We start from the raw sequence: 22301 nt of genomic DNA, 5'->3' as shown, positions 1-22301 counted from the left end.
TATCAATCGTCTTCTTCCGTTGCGTCCGCTTCGCTTAAGATCTTTACATCGCCGTCATATAATTCTTCTACGGCAACGGAAAGCGGCTTCTTTCCAGCGGTTGGAAGATCAGACTCAGCTCCTCCGATGATCTGTCTCGCTCTCTTTGCAGCGGCGATCACGATGGAATAACGGCTCTGAACAACCGGCTGTTCTCCTGGCTCTACCTCGCTGTTTACTACTTTAATTAAATCTGAATAAGATGGATGTAACATCTTTCATTCCCCTTTCCTAATAGCTATATATTCTTTAATTCTTCCCTGATCTGGGATAAAAATGCCAAATTATTTGAAACTCTGCTGTGCTGTACCGCAATCATCTTATGAAGCTGCTCTGTACAGGAGCTGATTTCATCGTTGATTAAGATATAATCGTAGGAATCCATGCCCTCCGCCTCTTCCACTGCCCGGCGAAGTCTTGCATTAATCACATCCATGCTTTCCGTGCCTCTGCCGATCAGGCGTCTCTTTAATTCTTCCGCGTTGGGCGGCATGACAAAGATCAGGATGGCTTCCGGAAAACGCTCCTTTACTTTTAAAGCGCCCTGAATCTCAATCTCTAAAAGCACGTCTTTTCCCTGTTCCATCTGGCTTAATACATACTCCTTCGGAGTTCCGTAGTAATGATTGACGTACTGCGCGTATTCGATCAGCGCATCCTGTTCCATCATCTCTTTAAAGCGGTCTTCCGTCACAAAAAAATATTCCCGTCCATCCACTTCTCCCTCTCTGGGATTCCTGGTGGTAGCGGATATGGATAACGCATAATTGTCATACTTCTCAAGCAGAGCCTTCATAAGGGTGCCTTTTCCGGCGCCTGAAAATCCCGATATGACTGCCAGCACACCATGTTCGTTCATAAGTTTCCACCTCGTTATGAGCACTTAGCGCCTCTACTTAGCGTCTGTACTCTATTCTATGTTCTGAATCTGTTCCCTTACCTTCTCGATCTCGGTCTTCAGCGCAATGGCCTTATCCGAAATCTCCAAATCATTGGCCTTCGATAAAATGGTGTTGGCCTCCCGGTTCATCTCCTGGGCAATGAAATCCAGTTTCCTTCCCACGCTGCCGCCGGCTTCCAGCTCCGCCTTCGTATTCTCAATGTGGCTTCTCAGACGTACGGTCTCTTCATCCACACAGATCTTATCGGCAAAGATCGTCACCTCTGTGGCGATTCTTCCTTCATCAATGGTCGTATTGGAAAGCAGTTCTTTTACCTTGTCTTCCAGCTTGGTGCGGTACTCCTCCATAATCCGCGGGGAGCGCTCCTCGATAAAATCCACAAGACTGGTCATAAAGCTTAACTTGCCCTGTAAATCAGCCTTTAGATTCTCACCCTCCGTGACTCTGGTATCAACAAACCGTCTGGCGGCCTCTTCAACCGTCTCGGACAGAAGCTTCCACATGTGTTCCTCATCTTCCGGAACCTCCTCCATCGAGAGAACTTCCGGACATCTGGAAAGCGTGGATACTGTCACATCATTTCGTATACCAAACTGAGTCTCCATCCTGGCAAAATAATCCATATATTCGGCGGCAAGCGCGCTGTTATACTTCAAGCACAGCTTGTTCTCCGTGTAGTCTTCATAAGTAATAAATACGTCGACTTTTCCGCGCTGGATATAATTCTTCAGCAGATTCCTGATTCCGGCTTCAAAAAAATTGAACTTCTTTGGCATCTTGATGCTTAAATCCAGGTATCTGTGATTGACCGCCTTCATCTCGACGGAAATCTTATATTCATCCGTGACGGTTTCGAATCTTCCAAAACCTGTCATGCTTTTTATCATTCCTTGTGCCTTCCTTTCGCCATAGATACCATCCATTATAAGTCATAATAAAAAACAAGTCAAATAGTTTTCTGGACGGTTCTTTCTCGTATATAAACCTCTTTGCAATAATAGGCTGCTATTGCGTCTTTAGCAAAATAGCAGACCTGTGAAGGTCTGCTATACAAATATTGCTTTTAATATTAACTACTTTTAAACGCTCATCTATTCCCGTGGTTATTATACATTTATTGTCTTATAGGCTATATCGCACCGTTTTTTATCATGCGCTATTCCCACACACAGAACTTCACCAGTCAGTCCCGTATAATATTGGTTGTCAAGGATTTGTTTTAACGCCTCCTCTTTTAACTGGTCAATATTCTCTCCCTGTTTAAATTCCAAAATCACATTGATATTCTTTGGTGATACCGACTGCAGTGTAATATCGCTCCGACCATAACCGGCTTCCAGATTACTTGTCACCTTATAGGATCCGCGCAGAGTAATGCACATCCCCAGAAACAGCATATGGTAAGCGTTTTCCCTCGCGTCCATGTAGCTGGTACAGGAAAGCACAGTATCCTGATACAGTGAAAGAAACAGATCCATGTCCTTATTTAAAAGGCAGGACATCATCTGCTGCAAATCCAGTCCATCTATGCCGGATAGCTCGGCAATCAGCATCTGAAATTCTGACATCACCTCGTCATTTGGAATACGCACCACCACTGTGTTTTGGTCTATCCGCCGTATTGCTGTCAAATAACCGGAATTTACTAAAAGCCCCCACAAGCTGTAATTACTGTCCCTTTCTACATATGAAGTTTCCAGTGTAATCCACACAGCAATTTCTTTCCCTGCAATCAACTGTTCAAGTTTTTCCCAGAACCTCCGGTCCGCTTTTTTTAAAGCCATTTTCACGAGATAGTTTGAGGAAGTATTTATCCAGTAATTATCCAGGCTTCCCAGATCGGCATAATTTAGGATTGACCAGGGATTATACATCTCAATATCCCCAAACCGATATCCGTCATATTTTCTGCGCACACTCTCGTCCATCTTCAAGCCGTAGTCAGCTAAAAGCTGCTCTGTCTCTTCAGCGGTAAGTCCAAAATACGGAGCATATGTTTTATGCAGCACCGTATAAACCCTGGCATTATTAAACTGTGAAAAGACGCTCTCTTTTGCAACCCGCTGAACTCCTGTAAGAAGAGCCTGCCCCAATGCAGGGTTTCCTTTCATGGCGCTTCCATACAGATTGGAGAAAAACTGGCCTAACTGATCGTGATAACCATATTCATGACTGCTCATGATTGGCTGGTCATATTCATCAATCAATAAAATTGGCGAAATACCGTAGCTGTCTTTCACAAATTGTGTCAGCATCTGTATTGAAAAGGAATACTGCCCATGGTTGGCCTGCGGATCCCTCAAAACATCAATCATTTCATAAAAATCCCTTGTTTCAAAGCAATCCTTATCTAATTTGTTTCGAAGGATTTTTTCGTATTTCAAGTATTCCTGGTACAGATTCCGCTTAACAAGGTACAGCAGTTCATCAACCGTGGCACCTTTGCAGTCTTTAAATGTAAAGTAAATGACCGGGCGGGAATTAATCTGCTCTGCATATTCCGTATCCATAATTGCCAGTCCTTTAAAAATGTCCCTGCTGTCTTTTGTAATATCAAAGAATTCCCGGAGCATCGTCATGTTTAACGTTTTGCCAAAACGTCTTGGACGGGCAACTAGCGCAACCTCGTCCTTCATCTCAATAAAATCTTTTATCATCCGTGTTTTATCTACATAATATGCATCATTCTCTCGCAGTTTTCGGAAATCATCATTTCCAATGGGTAAAATTTTTCTTCCTGCCATATGCTGATCCTTCTTTCCCATTCACTCATCTGTCCTCATCATACCATATATCCAAGCGGCTTTCCATAGATATCTTTTCATAACGTAACTGGACGAAAGGTGGATTCCATAGTATAATATAGCCAGTTTCATTCAGTCAGTTAAAAAGGAGAACAGCTATGAAGAAGGAAAGTATGATCTGGTACGATAGAAAGCGTCTCTGGTGCGGACTCCCATGGACCTTTACGAAGTATGGAATGGACGAGGGCCGGCTTTTTGTAGAGACCGGCTTTTTAAATACGAAGGAAGAGGAAGTTCGCCTCTACCGCATTTTAAATATCAGTTTGAGCAAAAATATTATCCAGAGGATTTTCGGACTGGGTACGATTCACATTGACAGCACGGATCTGGATTTAAAATGCTTAAGAATTACCAATATTAAAGACAGCGACCACGTGAAGGAGATGCTCTCCAAGAAGGTGGAGGAAGAACGCTTAAGGAACCGTGTCAGCGCCAGGGAATTCATGAATCACGGCGAGGACGGCGATGATACAGAGGCGGACTTAGACTCGTTTGAAGGGCATGAACATTAAGCGGACATAGATATTAGACAGACATGGATATTAGAAGACAGGAACACGGAAGGATCGAGGTACGACAATGGCATTAGACGGAACTGTAATGGCCAGTCTCACAGCGGAAATCGGAAATCGGCTGGAGGGCGGAAAGATTGCGAAGATCGCCCAGCCGGAAAAGGATGAACTGCTGTTTACAGTCAAAAATCAAAAAAACACATGGCGCCTGCTCATTTCGGCAAGCGCCAGTCTTCCGCTTCTCTACTTTACGGAGCAGAACAAGCAGAGCCCTATGACAGCGCCCAATTTCTGTATGCTCTTAAGAAAGCATATTGGAAACGGCCGTATCATGAGGGTCAGCCAGCCAGGGCTGGAGCGAATCATCTGCATGGAGATTGAGCATCTCGACGAATTGGGGGACAAGCGGATCAAGAAACTCTATATTGAGATCATGGGCAAGCACAGCAACATTATCTTCTGCAATGACGAAGACATGATTCTCGACAGCATCAAGCATATTTCGGCCCAGGTCAGCTCCGTTCGTGAGGTTCTGCCCGGACGGCCCTATTTTATCCCGCAGACCGTGGAGAAAAAAGACCCGCTCACCATATCGGAGGCGGAATTTACGGAACTGATCGGCCACACGGCCGCGCCGGTACAGAAAGCGCTCTATATGAAGCTGACAGGCATCAGCCCGATCGTCGGCACGGAGCTTTGCCATCTGGCCTCCATCGACGGCGATGTGTCAGCCAATGAACTGACGGAGGCAGAGCTTATCCATCTCTACCATATGTTTTCCCTGATGATGGACGACGTGAAAAGCCGCAGCTTCACCCCGAACATTATTTATTACCAGAACGAGCCGGTGGAATTTTCCGCTCTACCGCTTACCTGTTTTGAAGGAGAAAAGTACCAGGCCGTAACTTACGATTCCATCAGCACGCTGCTGGAGGAATACTATGCGTCCCGGAACATCTTAACGAGAATCCGCCAGAAGTCCGTGGACCTGCGGAAAATCGTCCAGACCGCTCTGGAGCGAAACTATAAAAAGTATGACCTTCAGATGAAGCAGTTAAAGGATACGGAAAAACGCGATAAATACAAGGTCTACGGTGAACTGCTCAACACGTACGGCTATGAGCTGGAGGGCGGCGAGAAAAAGCTTACCTGCCTGAACTACTATACGAACGAGGAAATCACTATCCCGCTGGATGACCAGCTGTCGGCCCGGGAAAATTCTCAGAAATTTTTTGATAAATACAACAAACTGAAGCGGACGTACGAGGCCCTGTCGGAACAGACCCTGGAAACGAAACGGGAAATCGATCATCTGGAATCGGTCAGTGCCGCGCTTGATATCGCGCTGAAGGAAGAAGATCTCGTTCAGATCAAGGAAGAACTGATGGAGTATGGTTACATCAAGCACAGGCGCGCCGGAGACAAGAAACCGAAAATCACCAGCCGTCCCTTCCATTATATCACCTCAGACGGATTTCACGTCTACGTTGGCAAGAACAACTACCAGAACGACGAACTCACCTTCAAGTTGGCGAATGGCGGCGACTGGTGGTTCCACGCAAAGGGCATTCCCGGCTCCCACGTCATTGTAAAGACGGAGGGAAAAGAGCTGCCCGACCACGTATTTGAGGAGGCCGGCGCCCTGGCCGCTTACTACTCCAAGGGCCGGGAGAACGAGAAGGTGGAGATCGACTACATTCAGAGAAAGCATATCCGGAAAGTGGCCGGTGCTGCACCGGGATTTGTCATTTACCACACGAATTACTCCTTGGTGGCCGAGCCGAAGCTGCTTCTCGAGGAAGTCAGCGAAAAAAAGAATTCCTGATCCGGGAGATGATTTTATACAGATAAGAATTTGCCCATTTCATACAGGCGGCATAGAATCAGGCCGTCCTGGAGGAAATGGGCTTTTTTGTGTTATATGACCGCTGAAACGGCCGCGCTCCGGCGCGCGGGTCCGGCTTAGCGGACTCTTTGTGAAAGAATAAACTTGACATGAAATGTCGTATTTCGTATGATAGAGCCACTGGAGGTGAAACGTTTGAAGAGTGACCGCATGTTTGGAATTCTGTGTATTCTTCTGGAACGGGAGAATGTGACCGTAAGAGAACTGGCCGGATATTTTGAGGTTTCCACACGCACGATTCACAGGGATTTGCTGGATTTATCCGCTTCCGGATTTCCGGTGGTGACGAGACAGGGAGTCGGCGGCGGTGTCTCCCTCCTGCCGAATTTCCGCTATAATAAATCGGCGCTCAGCGAAGATGATATGAAAGTGATACTGGCCGGCATCGAGGGGCTGGCCACCATCGATGACAGCGCGCGGATGAAGACGCTGCTGGCGAAGCTCCGCTTCAGCGACGGCAATCGGCTGCTGCTGGAAAATGACATCATTCTGGATTTCACTTCCTGGAATCAGAACAGCTCTTTCCTATCCAGGATCGGGATGCTGCGGAAAGCGATCGCCGGGCATTTTATCGTGGAAATGGGTTACTGCAGCCCCAGCGGCACGGTGACGAGACGTGTCGAGCCGTATAAGCTGATTTTCAAACAGGAGACGTGGTACCTGCTGGCCTTCTGTCTGCTGAGACAGGAATTCCGCATGTTCCGCCTGAGCCGGATTACGGATTTAGAGGTCAGTGATTCCGTCTTTGATGAACGGAGCGATTATGAGATTCCTTCGATGGAAAGCCATTTTGTCAACGACGGAGGCCAGACGGTTACCGTGAAAATGGACCGTTCTCTTGAATTTCTGGCGATTGATTTCTTTGGCCGCGAAAATCTGGTTTACCGGGAGAAGGATATTGTTGTTACATTTCTCACCGGAAGGCCGGAATGGGTTCTGAGCACTTTTTCCGGATTCGGAAACAAAGCCGAGATTCTGGCGCCGGACAGTCTCCGGCAGGAAATGAAACAGTATCTGGAGCAGATGGCAGCATTATATTAGACGGATAACGTGAAATATGACAGGACGCTGTCATATTTAAACAGTTATACTTGTATCAGAAAGATCTGAATGTTCTCAGACATTTACAGAATATGTTCTCAGACATTTACAGAATATGTTCTCAGACATTTACAGAATGAAATCGATTGGAGGTACCGTATGGCAGTTGATAAAAAATACGAGGCGGACGTGGCCGCGATCCTCTCCCACCGCTACGACCAGGGAGGCACGCTGTGGGACACACCGGATCACCGCCTGCAGAAAGGGGCGCCGTTTTCCACTCTGGACTGTGTGAGCTATCTCCTGGAGCTGGGGATGGACCCGGAAGAACCCATATTAAAGGAGGCCGCAGATCTGATACTCAGCGCATGGCAGGAGGATGGCCGTATCAGGCTTTACCCGAAGGGAAGTATTTATCCCTGCCATACGGCCTGTGCGGCGCAGGTGCTCTGCCATCTGGGATATGCGAATGACGGGCGGCTGCAGACCACATTCCGTTATTTTCTGGATACCCAGTATCCCGACGGCGGCTGGCGATGCAGGAAATTTTCCTTTGGACACGGTCCTGAGACGGAATACTCCAACCCGCATCCGACACTTCTGGCACTCGATGCCTTCCGCTTCAGCGATTATTTAAACCGGGAACCTGCATTGGACCGGGCGGTGGAATTTTTACTGGAGCACTGGACGATCAAGAAGCCCATCGGCCCGTGCCATTATGGAATCGGAACGCTGTTCATGCAGGTAGAGTATCCGTTTCGGAACTATAATCTTTTTGAATACGTCTATATCCTCTCCTTCTATGACCGCGCCAGAAAGGATCCCCGTTTCCTGGAGGCATTTCACGAGCTGGAGGCGAGAACGGTAAACGGGCAGATCGTGGTGGAACGGGTCGTGCCGAAGCTGGCTAAGCTCACCTTCTGTAAAAAGGGGGAGCCAAGCGAACTGGGGACAAAGCGCTTTATGGAAATACAAGATCATTGGAGGAAGATGCCATGTACGAATTGATTCCGGTTACAGAACAGAGCTACTATATTCAAAACCCCTCAAAAATCGGACTGGTCAGGTTAAATGATACCGACGTGTGTCTGATAGACAGCGGAAACGATAAGGACGCCGGGCGTAAAGTGCGTCAGATTCTGGAAGCCCATTGCTGGCGTCTGACTGCCATTTACAATACGCATGCGAACGCCGATCACATTGGCGGAAACAAATATCTTCAGGGGCAGACCGGATGCAGCGTCTATGTCCCGGAGATCAACTGTGAGTTTACAAAGCATCCGGTGTTAGAGCCGGCATTCCTCTACGGAGGATTTCCGCCGGAAGACCTGCGGCACAAGTTCCTTATGGCACAGGAAAGCGATGCGTCGCTTCTGACTGAGGACACGCTGCCCGAGGGCTTTGAGATCATTCCTCTGCCGGGACATTACTTCGACATGGTGGGTTTTCGCACCCCGGACGACGTGGTCTTTCTGGCCGACTGCTTATCCAGCCGACAGACACTGGACAAATACCAGATCAGCTTCATTTACGATGTGGCTGCGTACTTAAAGACGCTGGAGATGGTGAAGTCCTTAAGCGGGAAAATGTTTGTTCCCGCCCATGCGGAGGCCGTGGAAGACATCGCGCCCCTTGCACAGTACAACATCGATAAAGTATGGGAAATAGCAGAAAAAATCACGTCTCTCTGCAGAGAGGCGCTCAGCTTCGAGGATCTGATGCAGAAGCTGTTTACAGAATACGGTCTGGCTATGAATTTCGAGCAGTACGTTCTCGTGGGCAGCACTGTCCGCTCCTATCTTGCGTGGTTAAAGGACACGGGCAGAATCACGGTCTCATTCGATCAGAACAGGATGCGTTGGACAACCATCTAAAGACAATAAAAGTATCCCCGCCCTTTCGGCCTTGCTTTACAGATGGCCGAAGGGGCGGGGATATTTTTACTAGTTTTTCTTTTCCTGCACTGTATCGTCTCTGACTCTGTCCCACAGAAACGGGTCCTCTGTCAACTCCAGATAATGCTTCAGCCGTTCCCGAAATGCCAGGATCCGCGCATCCGCACAGTCCTTTTCCACTTCCAGGGGATTCATTTCATACGGGTCAAGCTCTCTGTCATAGAGAAGCTCTCTCTGCGGCTCATCGGGAGTGTAGCCATTGGTGATGACGTAGGTATACCGTTTGTTCCTGATACCCCGCCAGCCATAGGCTTTGTGCGTCAGACCGCGCTTTGAAAATGCGGCAACCATGTCCGCGCCCCCGGGATAGGAACAGATCAGCATATCTTCCGGTTCGCCGGATACTGCACTGCCGGCCTCTGCCGGAGTCGTGGTCAAACTTCCTGCGTGGCTGTAACCCTCGCACGTCTCCGGCACCTCCAGATCCAGAAGCTCCAGAAGCGTCGGCATGTGGTCGGGACTTGCGAAGATCGCCTCATTCTTTCCGGGCTCCAGTCTTCCCTTCTGCCGGAAAATAAGCGGAATGTGAAGCGCCTCATCGTACCAGATGTTCTTGCTCATAAGTCCGTGAGAACCCAGCATCTCCCCGTGATCGGCGGACAGCACCACCAGCGTGTTTTCCTCCATGCCGTTTTCCTTAAGCCAGGTCAGGATTCTGCCAAACTGTTCGTCGATTCCATGAACCGCGGCTAAATACTGGCGTGTCTGCGTCTCTAAGAGACCGCCCTCTTCCCGCATGGATTCCGGCACATTGGGACGGTAGCGAACCTTTAAATCCTTAAACTTTTCATAATAGCGCTCCGGCACCAGCTCATAAGGCAGGTGCGGCGGATTATAGGATACAAACAGTGCGAACGGTTCGTCTTCGTCCTTCTTCTGATCCATATATTCGATGGCTTTGTCGGTCTCATATTCCGCGGACCATTTGCCGGGCCTGATCTGAGTCTCGTCATTCAGCCAGTAGTGGGGATCGAGGTGATCGTCGCACGCCCCGTAGGACAGGAAATAGTCGAAGCCCTGTCTTCTCTCTCCCGGCGGCGTATAGGCGTCCCACTCTCTGGCGCCGGACTTCGGATGCGGACTAAAATTGAGCTCCGACGCATCCAGATGCCATTTGCCGATATAACCTGTCGCGAAGCCCGCGTCTTTTAAAACATTGGCGATACAGGTCTCCTGGGGCTTCAGCATGATCTTCTCTTCCAGACCGATCTTGCAGTTCGTCCACATTCCCACGCGGAACGGGTATTTGCCCGTCATGAGCGAAGCCCGGTGCGGGGAACATAAGGGAAAGGTGCTGTACGCATTGGTACAGCAGACACTTTCCTCTGAAAAACGGTCAATATTCGGCGTTACTGCCTGATCGCTTCCGAGAGCGCCTATGGCCTCAGCGCGCCACTGGTCCGCGAAGACATACAAAAGATTGGTTTTCATCGATGTCTCATCTCCTTTACCAGTATAACTTCCAATCCTTCGAAAGCCGGGTCAGGGCTTCCATATAGAAATAATCTCCCCATGTATTGCATTCATCCACACCGCGGTTCGTGCAGGTATTCTCCCTGGAATCCCGTGCATACGTACCGTGGAGCAGCAGTCCGTTGGATTTCGTGATGTCTGTGTTGGCGCAGTGATCCACGAGGGCCTTAAGCATACGGTCCGCGGCCGTTAAATAGCGGTCAGCCTTCTCCTGATCCAGATACTTTGCCATCTCCAGGATTCCGCAGACAGCGATGGCCGACGCGGAGGAATCCCTCGGTTCTGTGCTTCCCGTGTCGAAATCAAAATCCCAGTAGGGAACGAGATCTTCCGGCAGATGTTCGATGAAGTAGTCCGTAACACGGCAGAATAAATCGATGTATTCCGGGTTCTTTAAATAGCGGTAGCTGAGCGCGATCCCGTAGACGCCCCATGCCTGGCCTCTCGCCCATGCGGAACCGTTCCGGTTGCCCTGATGGGTTACGCCGTAAGTGGGCTCTCCCGTCTCCACATCGAAGAAATGGGTATGGTAGGTGGAATTGTCGGGTCTCAGGATGCATTTCATGGCGGTTTTGATGTGATGCTCCGCCTTCTGTGCGTAGGACTCATCTCCGGTCACCTCCGTCGCCCAGTAAAGGATGGGAAGGTTTAACAGACAGTCGATGATCAGCCGGTACTCCTTAGGCTCTCCCGGATTTCCCCAGGCCTGAAGGAAGTTTCCTTTCTCCCTGTAGCGCTCCGCCAGATGATCGGCCGCCAGAAGCGCCGCCTTTTTTGCGTGCTCATTGCCGGTCAGCTTGTAAGCAGCCACACAGGACAGGCTGTATAAGAAGCCCATGTCGTGGTGGTTTACGTCGATTTTCTTCTCGATTCGCTCTAAAAAGCTTTCCACCTGAATGTCGGCGGCCTTTTTAAATGCCTCATCCCCGGTATGCTCATAGGCCAGCCAGATCGAGCCGGTCCAGAATCCGGTGGTCCATTCCACATTTTCCGTCGGCTCATAGAAGCCGCCGAAGCTGTTGGAGGACTGAAATTTTTCTGTAAATACAGGAAGGTTTTCCCGGATAACAGCTACGGCGCCGTTAAGCGCCGTAGTTGTCATCCCCTCTTCCATGCCCGGATAATTCCGGATTGTGTTAAGGGTCTGTGCCATAATCAATTCTCCTTATTCTTTTCCTTTCATTTTACCCCTTAATTCCGCTGGCTGCAACGCCTTCCACGAAGAACTTCTGACAGCTTAAGAATACGATGACAACCGGGATCAGGGAACAGACGGAAGCCGCCATGATCCATGCGTAGTCGGCACCATACTGGGAAATAAACATACGGATACCTAACTGAATCGTCTTTAATTCTTTTGTCTTTAAGTAAATGAGGGGTCCCATGAAGTCGTTCCACACATTGGTGAAGGTGAAGATCGTCAAGGTCGCCATCGCCGGTTTTCCCAGCGGAAGAACGATTCTCGAGAAGATGCCGAATTCATTTAAACCATCGATTCTGGCGGCCTCGCAGAGCTCATCCGGGATACTGATATAGAACTGACGGATTAAGAATACGCCGAATGCGGAGAATGCCTGCATCAGGATCAGTCCGATATGAGTATCATTTAAGCCCATCTTGGAGATCAGAATGAACTGAGGAATCATGTATACCTGCCACGGAACTGCAATAGTGGTAACATACATCAGGAAAATCAAGTCTCTTCCCTTGAATTTCGTCTTTGTGAAGCCGTAAGCCGCAAGACAGCTGGTGAACAGCTGGATTACGGTGGTACAGATTGTCAGCTTCGCAGTATTTAAGAAGAAGGTCGTAAGCGGAAGCTTTTTCCAGATAATCTGGTAATTGTTCCAGTGTATGGAATCCGGCCACCATTTCATGGGAATGGAGAATACGTCCTTGTTAAGCTTTAAGGAGGAAATCACCATCCAGTAGAAAGGAACCAGCATGAATAAGGACAGTAAAACTAATAAAATATAGATCAAACCTTTGTATGATTTCTGTTTTGTCTGCATACCGTTTCCCTCCTTTACATTAAGTCCTGAGACCATTTTTTCTCACCGGCGAACTGTACGAGCGTGATGACAAGTACAACGGCGAAGAGAATGATCGCGCCTGCGCTTGCCGGCCCCAGCTGCCAGCTGGTAAATGCTTTTTCATAGATGTAGTTGACCAGGGTCTTGGTCGCATTGCCAGGGCCGCCGCCGGTCATAACGTATACTAAGTCGAATACCTTGAAGCACTGGATCGTCAGCATGATCAGGACGAAGAATGTGGTAGGTGTCAGCATCGGAATCGTAATGTAGCGAAGCTTCTGCCAGCCGTTGGCTCCATCGATGCTGGCCGCTTCGTAGAGGGAGCTTGAGATTCCCTGAAGGGCTGCCAGGTAAACGATCATGTAATACCCCATGTATTTCCAGATACTGACGATGGAAATGGCCACCATGGCCCAGTTCACATCGACCACCCAGCGGGGTGGATTGGCAATTCCTATGAATTTCAGGAATTCATTGACCGGTCCGAAATCCGGCTGAAACAGCATGTTCCAGACAGCTCCCACCGCCACGATGGAGGCGATATATGGGAAATAGATTGCCGTACGGAAAATGGCGATTCCTTTCAGCTTATTGTTTAAAAGAACGGCCAAAAGCAGAGAAAGCACCAGGGTCGGAAGGACCGTCATGAGTGCGTACTCGATGGTGTTCCAGAAGGACTTCATGAATATTTCGTCCTGAAAGATCTGAGCGAAATTGGCAAGCCCGACAAACTCCATGGGAGCCTGGGAGGCATCCCATTTCATAACACTTAATACAAAAGAAAAACATACGGGAATGAAGATGAAAATCGCGTAACCGATCAGATTCGGCAGTATGAACGCGTAACCGACCATATTATCGCGGATCACTCGTTTCTGACGCGAGGAAAAACCTTTCTTTTTTTTCTCTTCCATTTATTATACCTCCTGGCTTCTGCACTTTTTCCCATAAGAAAGAGCGCTCACTATAATAAGTTTACAGAGGCGCTCTTTCTGTCATGGGAACCTGTTAATAATTAGTTCCAGCCCTTTATTTCTGCTACACGTTTGTTCAGTTCTGCAATACCATCATCGATGGAGTAAGCCTTGATCATGATCATCTCATGTACTTCGTCTAATGGCTTACGGATCTCTTCGATCTGCGGATCAAGAGGACGGTCAAATGCGTAATGTGTATAGGTTAAAGCTTCCTTGTTGCTGTCGCCTTCCGGGAAATACTCTGCGGATGCGATGGTGTTGATGGATTCGTCTGTCTGGATACCTGTGAATACGCCCTGCTCAGCAAGAATGTTGGCTGCTTCTTCAGAGGATGCAAACTTTACGAAATCCCATGCTAAATCTTTCTGATCTGTGTAAGCGCTGATTCCGATTGGTGTTAAAGCACCTACGGTGTAACCGGATTCTGTATCTTCCGGATGAGGAATTCTTGCTACGCCCCAGTTGAAGTCTGTCTCGCCTTCTGCCTGAGCCTGCATCATGGTTGCGATGAACCAGCTGCCCATCGGCATCATGGCACACTGCTGATTTTTAAATACAGATGAATAATGAATGTTGGCTGTCTTTAATGTGGAGTAGTCCTGCATATAACCATTTTCCTGTAATGCAAGTGCTTCCTCATAATATGGCTTTAAGAAGGAGTAATCTTTCTCAACAACGGTGTGCTTTCCGTCCTGTACAGCCCAGTTGGTAACGAGCGCCTGCCATGTATGGTCATGTGTTCCGTATACCTTTGCGCTTCCCTCGCCGGAGGTCATCTTTGCTGCCAGTTCGTCGTACTCTTTCCATGTCATGTCGTTGGATGGATACTCTACGCCGGCTGCGTCGAATAAATCTTTGTTATAGTATAATACGTACCAGTCTGAACGGTACGGAAGTCCGTATGTAGTGTCGTTATACATTAACTGCTCTGCTGCGCCGCTGTATACGGATAAGTCCAGACTGTCTGCTTTGATCATTTCATCTAACGGAAGCAGCTGGCCCTTATCTGCCATCTGAAGCATGGAGCCCATGTCCTTCACCCAGATAACGTCAGGATCGGCCTGAGCAGCGGATAAGCTGATTCCCAGGGAGTTGTTGTACTCATCTGCGGAAGTGTCGATTACCTTGATCTCTACGTTTGGATTCTTTGCTTCATATGCTTTTACTACTGCGGAGAACTGTGGGGTTGTGTCGTAATCCCATGTGGTTACAGAAAGAACCTGCTTCTCACCGCTTGCGGCCGCTGTGGTCTCTTCCTTGCTCTCAGCCCCTGCCGCTGTTGTGGCCTCTTCCTTCGCTGTCGTCTCAGGTGCCTTTGTTGCTGTGTCCTTGCTTCCGCATGCTGCGAGTGATGTGCATACCATACCGGCTGCAAGTGTCAGTGCTGCAACTCTCTTTAACTTCATGTTAAAACCTCCCTATTCTTGAATCACATTTGTCTGTGTTCCTTTGATGACATAAGAATACCAGATTTTTCCCTTCCGTTAAATTAACGATTTTTATAATTCTGTTACTATTTTTCTGATTTGGGAAAATGGAAAAGAGAAAAAATATAATATTTGCAGATTCTTGTATTTTTTTCATATCAGGCCTTTCTGGCAATTGAAATCCTGCTGTTTTATTAGTATGATATCCATAAGAATGTGGAGAAAGGGATGGAATATGAATAAAGAAGAGAGACAGAAAAACGGGAAAATGCCGAAGACATTTCAGAAAAAACTGATCTTATATAATATGCTGGTCATCATCTGTATCGCAAGCGCGGTAAGCTTCTATAACTATCGCTCCTATTGCCAGGATGTCATCATCAGCGAGACCAATAACTCCGCAAACCGTGTCCGCACCCTGTCTGAACGTCTGCAGGTTGCATACGATGAGATGGTGAATATCGTATTAAACTGCGCGGAGCGCAAGTCGCTGTTTTTCGCCACCACGCTGGACAGCCCAAACAAGCCTTATAATACCTCCATGACCGTCTACGCCTCCGATGTGCTCCGGGATTTCTGTGCCATCTCCGGTTACAGCAGGTACATCAATAAAATCGTTCTCTACCATAACGGTCTCGTCCTTCAGGCCGGGAATTCCTTCGGTGCGTCCATGGATGTGGAAAACATTATGAAAGCCCCATGGTTTTCCTCCCTTTTATACAGAGAGAACGCTCAATATACCCTCTCGCTGGAGGACAATCCGTTCAAGTCCGGCAAAGGCCGGCCCACGGTACCGAAGCTTCTTCCGCTTCTCCGGCCCCTCCAGTACAGCGCACGCAACAAGCCGGAGGAATCCTGGGTCTTTTTAGGGATTACGCCCACCCTGTTCTCCGACACGTTAAAAAGTCTGCCTTCGGATGTCCTCGTATACGCGGTTACCGAGGGAGGGGATATCATCGCCTCCACCGACGAGGAACAGGAATTTGATACCTCCCCTATTATAACCAGACTCCTGGCTTCCAAAGAGCAGGAAGGCAATTACCAGATGAAGCTCCATCACGAAAACTGTGTGATCACCTATACGAAGCAGCCGGTCAGCGGCCTTCTTTTCTTTGAAATCCGGCCTGAGAGCCGGATGCAGCTGGATCACGGCGTCATCAGGAGAACCGTTCTGATCATATTTTTCTTCTGCATCGCCATCGGGCTCACTCTCTCACTTCTGATCTCCCGCCAGTTAGGCGCGCCCATCAGCCGTCTGACGAAGCGCCTGGAGCTGATATCAAAGGGGGATTTCGAACCGGATCACTCCATTGAGACGGACGACGAGATCGGTATGATCGGGCGGCAGATCAATCAGATGTCGGGACGCATCTCCAACCTTTTAGAGACCAGGGTGGAAAGTGAAAAAGAAAAAAAGGATCTGGAAATCAAGATGCTGCAGGCGCAGATCAATCCCCATTTCCTCTATAATACACTGGATTCCATCAAATGGATCGCCACCATGCAGAAAAACAGCGGAATCGTGTCCGTAGTCACGGCCCTCTCCTCGCTGTTAAAGAACATGGCGAAGGGCTTCAATGAGAAGGTTACGCTTCGCCAGGAGTTGGATTTTCTTCAGAATTATGTTATTATTGAGAAGATTCGGTATATTGAACTGTTTGATATCGATATTATTGTCGATCAGGAGGAGCTCTACGATGCGAGGATCATTAAGCTGACGCTGCAGCCCATCGTGGAAAACGCCATCTTCAGCGGCATTGAGCCCAGCGGTCGCACCGGTCTCATCACAATCCGCGTCTGGGTCAAGGCCGGCGTCCTGCACATATCCGTCACGGACAACGGCATTGGCATTTCTCCGGAAAACATTGAAAAACTGCTGACCGATACATCCAGAATCACCCGCAGCAACATGAGCGGCATCGGTCTTCCCAATGTAGACCGCAGGTTTAAACTGGTCTATGGCGAGGATTACGGCCTTACGATTGAAAGTGTCGTTGATCAGTATACCACTATTACCATAACGCTGCCGCTGGAATTTTAGAGGCTGGCCGCAGGGAGGAAAGTAAAATATGTACAGAGTTATTATCGTGGACGATGAACCGCTCATCCTGGCTGGTATTGCATCTCTTATCACCTGGGAGGAGTATGACTGTACCATCATCGGAAAGGCCACCAACGGCCCGTCTGCTTTCGATATGATCATGGAACTGAAGCCGGATATTGTCATCACTGACATCCGGATGCCAGTGTTAAACGGACTGGAGCTGGTGGAGAAATGCAAGGATGAAGGCTGTACCTTCTCCTTCATCGTGCTGACGAATTTAGAGGAGTTTCATCTCGTTCGGAAGGCGCTCTCCCTGGGTGCCTCCGACTATCTCGTCAAGCTGGATTTGAATGAGGAAGCGCTCGCCGCCTCCCTGGCGCGGGCCAAAGACGCCTGCGAACTGCTTGTAAGCCAGAAGCAGCATCAGCTGCTGAATGATCTGATAAAAGACAATCAGGAGAATTTGTCTAAGAACTATTTAAGCCAGCTTCTGCTGTCCGGGAATGCGCCGGAAGTGCCGGATAAGGTGAAGGAGGAGTATCCGGAACCATTCCTTCTCCTCTTTTCCGTAAGTCCCATCAATATCGCGTTTGAGACGGATGACGATCCTTACGATTTCCACCAGATCAGCAAACAGCTGATGGATATTCTGGGCGGAATCGCTACCAGAACCTTCCTGCGCCACACGCTTCTGGAGTTCCGGACGGATACGTACTTACTGGCCGCTTCCTTAAAGGACGGCGATGTGTTTGAGACGGTTGTATCGGAGTTCTGTCAGAAGATGGCGGTGGCTCTAAAGACGTATTTCGAGTTCAGCGCCGTATTCGGTGTGAGTACAAGGAAAAAGGAGATCCCGCTTCTCACAGACGCGCTGGCAGAGGCGCAGACCGCGCTGGAAGTCTACTATTTCGAGTCCAGCTCTCCGGTGGTCTTCTACCAGGGGCAGAGGTATCACATGAGCCGGGCAAAGGATTTCAATATCAATATTTTTAAAAAAGATTTATCTGCCGCGATTGCGCAGAATGACAGCGATAAGCTGGCGGCCGTCTTTGAACAGATCATCACCCTGTTTAAGGAAAACCAGCCGGGCAAGGAGCAGGCGGCCAGCGCATGCATCAACCTATATACGTATCTGTATTCCTATTTCGAGAGTGCGGACAACAGCTACGGCGATATCTTCCCTTACGCCATCAATGTGGCGGGGCGGCTCTATCAGTTTAACAGCCTGGCCGATATACTGACATGGCTTCAAAGCTTTTGCAGCAAGCTCTGCCGCCTGTTGAATGACCGCAAATCCACCCGTTCCGACAAGCTGGTGGAGCAGGCCAGGGCCTATGTGGACGAGCATTATATGGAAAAGCTGACCCTGGCCGATATCGCGGACAGTCTGAATATCAGCGCCGGCCATTTGAGCAATACCTTTAAAAAGCTGACCGGCAGCACCCTGTCCGATTATATCGCCGCGGTGAAAATCGAACATGCCAAGGAACTGATCGATACTCACCAGTATCTGATGTATGAGATTTCAGATATGCTGGGGTTCGACAACCCCTATTATTTCAGCAAGGTATTTAAGAAAGTGACGGGAATCTCGCCAAGAGAACATGAAAACAGGACGCCTGCCTCGTGAAAACCGGCTCGTAAAACCTGTCACATATAACCTGTCTCATAAAACGGCGGGGGCGTCTCCGGTACCATACGTTTGCAGTATGGACTGGAGACGCCCCCGCTTTTTCCGGGATATTGCAGTTAGAGGTCGTCGTCAGCGCCTGGGATCAGGAACAGGAAACTTTTCTTCCCTTCCTTGTAGGCCCGTTTGGCCAATTCCTCACACTGATAGGAGTTTAAGGCTTTAGCGGCGATCGCGAAAACCTGCTCCCGTCCGTCTTCGTAGGCCCGGTATGCGTATTTTATCTGGTCTTCCTCGGGGAGATCTGAAAACAGGAGGGAAAAGAAAGAGATTTTTTCATCTTGATACGCCTGCTCTCCGGTCTCTTTTAAGAGATCCCCGTCTGCCTCATCCATGAGAATGCTGAAAAATGGGACCTGGTCATCCTGATAGGCTTTTTTCAGATACTGGCGCCTCTCCTCTGTCGTCAGAAGCTTATCTGACAGACTGAAACAGGGAATATTCTTCTCCTGATAAGCCCGGTCGATCATCGTGTTCTGCGTCTTCTTCGATGCTTTTTCCAGCACAGCAGAATAGTAGTCTAACTTATTTCCTTCATAAAATTTAACGGCCAGCTCATCGTATGTCTCCCGATAGGGACCGTCCACTCCCACCACGACCGGATTCGTCATGATAAAGTTTGTGACCCACTGATTGGTGGAATTCTCTTCTGCCTTGCGTTCCTCCAGAATGGCCAGACGAATGGCTTCCAGAACCTCCGGATCCTCCGCATACTGTTTCATCTCCTCGATAAAGGACACCGTATATACGTCTCCGGCCGTGACCTGGCGGGTCGTCTGGTACAGGGAGGAATCGTTGTTCCACGCCAGACGGATTCCGTACTTGTTTGCGAAAAAGCCTGTGACTTTAAAGCTGTGCCGCCATTTTTTGCTTTCGGGATTCTCCGAGTCGTTGAGCCAGGCATCCTTTTTCTCTGAACTTTTCTGCACCTTCAGGCCCGTCTCCTGCGCTCCTGCCGAAAAACCGCCGAGGACCAGAAGTGAACCGGTTAAAAGTGCGGTTATCATGAGTGATGCCATCTTTTGAATTCTTGTGGTCTTTCTTGTCTTCATAACAGCCTCCAGTCTTTCTTTAAGCATATGGGTATTTTCACAGAGCGGCATGGAAACCGCGTGTCCGGCTGTTCCGTTTGTTCCCTTCAGGGAGAAAAGGAGCGTATCGCCGTAGGCCATCCGCTGTTCCGCGGACAGGCCGGAAATCGCTTTCTCGTCGCAGGAAAGCTCACACGCGTGATCGCATTCCCGGCGCATAAAATAGACGAGCGGGTTAAACCAGTGGATGGAGACAGCAAGCTGGATCATCCATTTATAGAGAATATCCTTCCGCTTGTAGTGAATCAGCTCGTGGCGGAAGATATCGTATAGCTCAGACGGCATAAGGTCGATCTCCGGAAGCAAAATACAGGGCTTTAAAATCCCCGCCAGCATGGGAGAAAACGTTTCTTTGCAGTAAGACACCGGGATCCTGCGCCGGATCTTCAGTTCCAGCGCCACACTGCGGCAGATTCCGGCGGCCGCGGTGTCTTCTGCGGACACAGAGACCGACCGGAGAAGCTTTAAACATCTGCGGTACGCGAAGATCTGGCGGCAGAAAATCAGCAGCGCAGGGATAAGCCAGATAACCCACAGGAACGAAAACGCCCGTGAGCCGACGGCGGCCATTGCAACAGGATTACTGAAAGGCCTCTGCGGCCCGGAATCGCCTGCTGTGAACGGTTCTTCCAGGTCAGACATCTCGTCATCGGGCTGCGCGTATCCATCATCCATCGGAGAAACGGGAATCGTAGAAACCGGAACTGGAGAAACCGGATCCGTAGAAATCTGATCTTGGGGAGCCATGACAGCAGAGACGCCTGCGGCCAGACGCTCCGAGCCCCAATCGGCGGCGCGGCCGATCATGCCGGGAGCCGGGGACAATGGAATCAGCAGTCTCATCACAGCCAGCAGCCAGATATAGTACTGCCATGATTTGCTGAACCGGCGTTTCCACAGCGGCCGGCACAGGAACAGTACGGCGATAATGACAGAGGCCGATAAAGAAACGGATAAGTAGAGGTAAAAAAGCTTCTGCATCAGGACTCCTCCTTACACTTCTCCCAAAACCGTTGCAGCTCATCCGCCGCTTCGGAGTCCAGCTGCTCCTGACCAAACAGGGAGGTGAGCAGATGCTTGACACTGCCGTCGAAATATTCCCGTACAAACGTGTGGGCCTGCCCTGACAGATACTCTTCTCTCGTCACCGCGGCCGTATATTCGCTCATTCTGCCGCGGCGGGTGGAAATGATAAATCCCTTTTCAATCAGACGGGTGATAAAGGTGCGAATCGTGGTCCGCTTCCAGCCCCGCCCGTTCTCTTCAGCTTTTTCTAACAGCTCGGCGATATAGATGGATCCGCCGCTATTCCAGATAATTTCCATAATTTCTTTTTCCGCATCGGACATTCCCTGTATCTCTTCCATAATGGCACCTCTTTTTTATTACATGATGTAGTCATACTTTGATATTACATCATGTAGTCATTAATGTCAACACCATTGTGGAAAATAATGGCCGGATGCACAAAGGGCCGGGGCGCACAAAAGTCGTCCCGGCCTGCTGATATCACTGATATGGTTCAGAGAAAATATGGTTTTTTGTTACAGACTGCAGTATCCGACGATCTCACAGTCTGCCGGCAGTTCATACCCGTTCAGACTGCCGATGGCCCACTCTGTCGGGAATGGACGGCGCTCGTCGAGAACCGCCGCAAAATTCAGCATGACAGCCCCGCAGTTTAATCTGGCGTCGAGTTCTCCGGTCATGGAGTCCATCATCTTCACCAGGATTGCTTTTCCGTCTGCCAGAAGGAGGCGGAAGGACTGGCGGTTTAAAAAGGTAGGCGCGTAGCTTGCCGCATATAAGGCCTCTCTGAGGCCGTCATCGATATACATCTCATCTAAATCGGCTTCTTTTCCCCATGCATCGCCGTATACCATCTGTGCAAGTGAAATCTTCGGGGCAAGATGGCCCTCTCTCGTGATGACATCCACATCGGAAATACTTCTGATATGCAGTCTCGTTAAGCTTCTCTCTTTTTTTCCATAACCAAAGGCTGTGACGGCCGCCACCTTTTTGCCGTCCCCGATCTTTAACGCCGCCCGGAGCGCCGGATCGTCGTCAACCGTCAGCCAGCAGCTGTCGAGTCCCAGGTCGGTCATGTGAAGAATCATATCTTCATTCATATAGCCGGCGTTTTCAAGATACCCCGGCTTCACTTCCGACAGGAGAAGTAAGTAGGCCGGCGCCTCGAACGTAAGGCCTTCGTATCCGGCATTCCCCTGAAGCTGGCCGCATTCTGATCCATCGAGTATAACCATGTCTGTGCTGATATCTGGTACAAGACGCCTGCATTCTGCGAAACATTTTGTGAGTGCTGCTTTCAGTTCCCCGGATACTGGTTTGTCCGTAAATTCTCTGATTGATTTTCTGGCTTCCGCCGCTTTTCTGTAATCCATATTGC

At 49.2% G+C, this 22301-nt stretch carries 19 protein-coding genes; 7 read left to right on the top strand and 12 right to left on the bottom strand.

The window, feature by feature from the left end; translation table 11 throughout:
* Nucleotides 1–2 precede the first annotated feature (2 nt).
* From rpoZ to H8S80_RS07960, 4 genes are all read right to left on the bottom strand, one after another.
* Nucleotides 3–254 carry a DNA-directed RNA polymerase subunit omega gene (rpoZ, locus tag H8S80_RS07975; protein ID WP_002604174.1) on the bottom strand — a complete coding sequence of 84 codons (252 nt, stop codon included), beginning with the start codon at nucleotides 252–254 and terminating at the stop codon, nucleotides 3–5.
* Between the two features lie 23 nt (nucleotides 255–277).
* On the bottom strand, nucleotides 278–898 hold the full coding sequence (gene gmk, locus H8S80_RS07970; protein WP_029466287.1) for a guanylate kinase: 621 nt from the start codon (nucleotides 896–898) through the stop codon (nucleotides 278–280).
* A 51-nt stretch (nucleotides 899–949) separates the two neighbouring features.
* The gene (locus tag H8S80_RS07965; protein ID WP_025530418.1) at nucleotides 950–1828 is read right to left on the bottom strand and encodes a YicC/YloC family endoribonuclease; all 879 of its coding nucleotides are present in this window, start codon (nucleotides 1826–1828) and stop codon (nucleotides 950–952) included.
* A gap of 219 nt (nucleotides 1829–2047) precedes the next feature.
* The gene (locus H8S80_RS07960; RefSeq protein WP_181987935.1) at nucleotides 2048–3685 is read right to left on the bottom strand and encodes an AAA family ATPase; all 1638 of its coding nucleotides are present in this window, start codon (nucleotides 3683–3685) and stop codon (nucleotides 2048–2050) included.
* 158 nt (nucleotides 3686–3843) lie between these two features.
* On the opposite strand from H8S80_RS07960, the gene H8S80_RS07955 reads away from it, so the two are divergent.
* The 5 genes from H8S80_RS07955 (at nucleotide 3844) to H8S80_RS07935 (ending at nucleotide 9078) form a co-directional block, all read left to right on the top strand.
* Nucleotides 3844–4257 (top strand): PH domain-containing protein, encoded by a 414-nt coding sequence (locus H8S80_RS07955; protein WP_002604177.1) that lies wholly within the window; start codon nucleotides 3844–3846, stop codon nucleotides 4255–4257.
* Nucleotides 4258–4324: 67 nt separating this feature from the next.
* Nucleotides 4325–6082, top strand: coding sequence for an Rqc2 family fibronectin-binding protein (locus H8S80_RS07950; RefSeq protein WP_029466285.1), 1758 nt, complete (start codon nucleotides 4325–4327; stop codon nucleotides 6080–6082).
* Nucleotides 6083–6289: 207 nt separating this feature from the next.
* The gene (locus tag H8S80_RS07945) at nucleotides 6290–7204 is read left to right on the top strand and encodes a helix-turn-helix transcriptional regulator (protein WP_243010353.1); all 915 of its coding nucleotides are present in this window, start codon (nucleotides 6290–6292) and stop codon (nucleotides 7202–7204) included.
* A 159-nt stretch (nucleotides 7205–7363) separates the two neighbouring features.
* Complete coding sequence (locus tag H8S80_RS07940; protein WP_002604180.1) at nucleotides 7364–8212, top strand: prenyltransferase/squalene oxidase repeat-containing protein; 849 nt, start codon at nucleotides 7364–7366, stop codon at nucleotides 8210–8212.
* Nucleotides 8200–9078: an MBL fold metallo-hydrolase gene (locus H8S80_RS07935; protein WP_117631664.1), complete on the top strand. Its 879-nt coding sequence runs from the start codon at nucleotides 8200–8202 to the stop codon at nucleotides 9076–9078. Before H8S80_RS07940 ends, H8S80_RS07935 begins: the two co-directional genes overlap by 13 nt.
* A gap of 69 nt (nucleotides 9079–9147) precedes the next feature.
* Here the strand turns inward: H8S80_RS07935 and H8S80_RS07930 are convergent, their stop codons facing one another.
* The 5 genes from H8S80_RS07930 to H8S80_RS07910 form a co-directional block, all read right to left on the bottom strand.
* Nucleotides 9148–10590 (bottom strand): sulfatase family protein, encoded by a 1443-nt coding sequence (locus H8S80_RS07930; protein WP_117631662.1) that lies wholly within the window; start codon nucleotides 10588–10590, stop codon nucleotides 9148–9150.
* Nucleotides 10591–10606: 16 nt separating this feature from the next.
* Nucleotides 10607–11785, bottom strand: coding sequence for a glycoside hydrolase family 88 protein (locus H8S80_RS07925; RefSeq protein WP_117631660.1), 1179 nt, complete (start codon nucleotides 11783–11785; stop codon nucleotides 10607–10609).
* Nucleotides 11786–11816: 31 nt separating this feature from the next.
* The gene (locus H8S80_RS07920; RefSeq protein WP_002604184.1) at nucleotides 11817–12644 is read right to left on the bottom strand and encodes a carbohydrate ABC transporter permease; all 828 of its coding nucleotides are present in this window, start codon (nucleotides 12642–12644) and stop codon (nucleotides 11817–11819) included.
* A gap of 14 nt (nucleotides 12645–12658) precedes the next feature.
* Complete coding sequence (locus H8S80_RS07915) at nucleotides 12659–13579, bottom strand: carbohydrate ABC transporter permease (protein WP_002604185.1); 921 nt, start codon at nucleotides 13577–13579, stop codon at nucleotides 12659–12661.
* Nucleotides 13580–13680: 101 nt separating this feature from the next.
* Nucleotides 13681–15048, bottom strand: a complete 1368-nt coding sequence (locus H8S80_RS07910) for an ABC transporter substrate-binding protein (protein ID WP_002604186.1) — start codon at nucleotides 15046–15048, stop codon at nucleotides 13681–13683.
* Nucleotides 15049–15304: 256 nt separating this feature from the next.
* Between H8S80_RS07910 and H8S80_RS07905 the strand changes: the two genes are divergently transcribed.
* Both H8S80_RS07905 and H8S80_RS07900 read left to right on the top strand, forming a co-directional pair.
* On the top strand, nucleotides 15305–17110 hold the full coding sequence (locus H8S80_RS07905; protein WP_002604187.1) for a sensor histidine kinase: 1806 nt from the start codon (nucleotides 15305–15307) through the stop codon (nucleotides 17108–17110).
* A gap of 28 nt (nucleotides 17111–17138) precedes the next feature.
* Nucleotides 17139–18743: a response regulator transcription factor gene (locus H8S80_RS07900; RefSeq protein WP_002604188.1), complete on the top strand. Its 1605-nt coding sequence runs from the start codon at nucleotides 17139–17141 to the stop codon at nucleotides 18741–18743.
* A 119-nt stretch (nucleotides 18744–18862) separates the two neighbouring features.
* Here the strand turns inward: H8S80_RS07900 and H8S80_RS07895 are convergent, their stop codons facing one another.
* The 3 genes from H8S80_RS07895 to H8S80_RS07885 all read right to left on the bottom strand — a co-directional run bounded on the left by H8S80_RS07895 (nucleotide 18863) and on the right by H8S80_RS07885 (nucleotide 22296).
* Nucleotides 18863–20875 (bottom strand): M56 family metallopeptidase, encoded by a 2013-nt coding sequence (locus H8S80_RS07895; RefSeq protein WP_117631658.1) that lies wholly within the window; start codon nucleotides 20873–20875, stop codon nucleotides 18863–18865.
* A complete protein-coding gene (locus H8S80_RS07890) occupies nucleotides 20875–21261 on the bottom strand; it encodes a BlaI/MecI/CopY family transcriptional regulator (RefSeq protein WP_002604190.1) in 387 nt (128 codons plus the stop codon). Before H8S80_RS07890 ends, H8S80_RS07895 begins: the two co-directional genes overlap by 1 nt.
* A gap of 177 nt (nucleotides 21262–21438) precedes the next feature.
* Entirely contained in the window at nucleotides 21439–22296 is an 858-nt protein-coding gene (locus tag H8S80_RS07885; protein WP_117631656.1) for a nitroreductase family protein, read from the bottom strand.
* Between the last annotated feature and the right edge of the window lie 5 nt (nucleotides 22297–22301).

It is taken from the genome of Hungatella sp. L36, assembly GCF_014288035.1.
The sequence above is the reverse complement of the archived record's forward strand: the minus strand, read 5'-3'. Positions and strand labels throughout refer to the sequence as shown.

Excerpts from the sequence above, each read along its gene's own strand:
- rpoZ (WP_002604174.1), bottom strand. The coding sequence starts at position 254 with ATGTTACATCCATCTTATTCAGATTTAATTAAAGTAGTAAACAGCGAG.
- gmk (WP_029466287.1), bottom strand. The coding sequence starts at position 898 with ATGAACGAACATGGTGTGCTGGCAGTCATATCGGGATTTTCAGGCGCC.
- H8S80_RS07965 (WP_025530418.1), bottom strand. The coding sequence starts at position 1,828 with ATGATAAAAAGCATGACAGGTTTTGGAAGATTCGAAACCGTCACGGAT.
- H8S80_RS07960 (WP_181987935.1), bottom strand. The coding sequence starts at position 3,685 with ATGGCAGGAAGAAAAATTTTACCCATTGGAAATGATGATTTCCGAAAA.
- H8S80_RS07955 (WP_002604177.1), top strand. The coding sequence starts at position 3,844 with ATGAAGAAGGAAAGTATGATCTGGTACGATAGAAAGCGTCTCTGGTGC.
- H8S80_RS07950 (WP_029466285.1), top strand. The coding sequence starts at position 4,325 with ATGGCATTAGACGGAACTGTAATGGCCAGTCTCACAGCGGAAATCGGA.
- H8S80_RS07940 (WP_002604180.1), top strand. The coding sequence starts at position 7,364 with ATGGCAGTTGATAAAAAATACGAGGCGGACGTGGCCGCGATCCTCTCC.
- H8S80_RS07935 (WP_117631664.1), top strand. The coding sequence starts at position 8,200 with ATGTACGAATTGATTCCGGTTACAGAACAGAGCTACTATATTCAAAAC.
- H8S80_RS07930 (WP_117631662.1), bottom strand. The coding sequence starts at position 10,590 with ATGAAAACCAATCTTTTGTATGTCTTCGCGGACCAGTGGCGCGCTGAG.
- H8S80_RS07925 (WP_117631660.1), bottom strand. The coding sequence starts at position 11,785 with ATGGCACAGACCCTTAACACAATCCGGAATTATCCGGGCATGGAAGAG.
- H8S80_RS07920 (WP_002604184.1), bottom strand. The coding sequence starts at position 12,644 with ATGCAGACAAAACAGAAATCATACAAAGGTTTGATCTATATTTTATTA.
- H8S80_RS07915 (WP_002604185.1), bottom strand. The coding sequence starts at position 13,579 with ATGGAAGAGAAAAAAAAGAAAGGTTTTTCCTCGCGTCAGAAACGAGTG.
- H8S80_RS07910 (WP_002604186.1), bottom strand. The coding sequence starts at position 15,048 with ATGAAGTTAAAGAGAGTTGCAGCACTGACACTTGCAGCCGGTATGGTA.
- H8S80_RS07905 (WP_002604187.1), top strand. The coding sequence starts at position 15,305 with ATGAATAAAGAAGAGAGACAGAAAAACGGGAAAATGCCGAAGACATTT.
- H8S80_RS07900 (WP_002604188.1), top strand. The coding sequence starts at position 17,139 with ATGTACAGAGTTATTATCGTGGACGATGAACCGCTCATCCTGGCTGGT.
- H8S80_RS07895 (WP_117631658.1), bottom strand. The coding sequence starts at position 20,875 with ATGCAGAAGCTTTTTTACCTCTACTTATCCGTTTCTTTATCGGCCTCT.
- H8S80_RS07890 (WP_002604190.1), bottom strand. The coding sequence starts at position 21,261 with ATGGAAGAGATACAGGGAATGTCCGATGCGGAAAAAGAAATTATGGAA.
- H8S80_RS07885 (WP_117631656.1), bottom strand. The coding sequence starts at position 22,296 with ATGGATTACAGAAAAGCGGCGGAAGCCAGAAAATCAATCAGAGAATTT.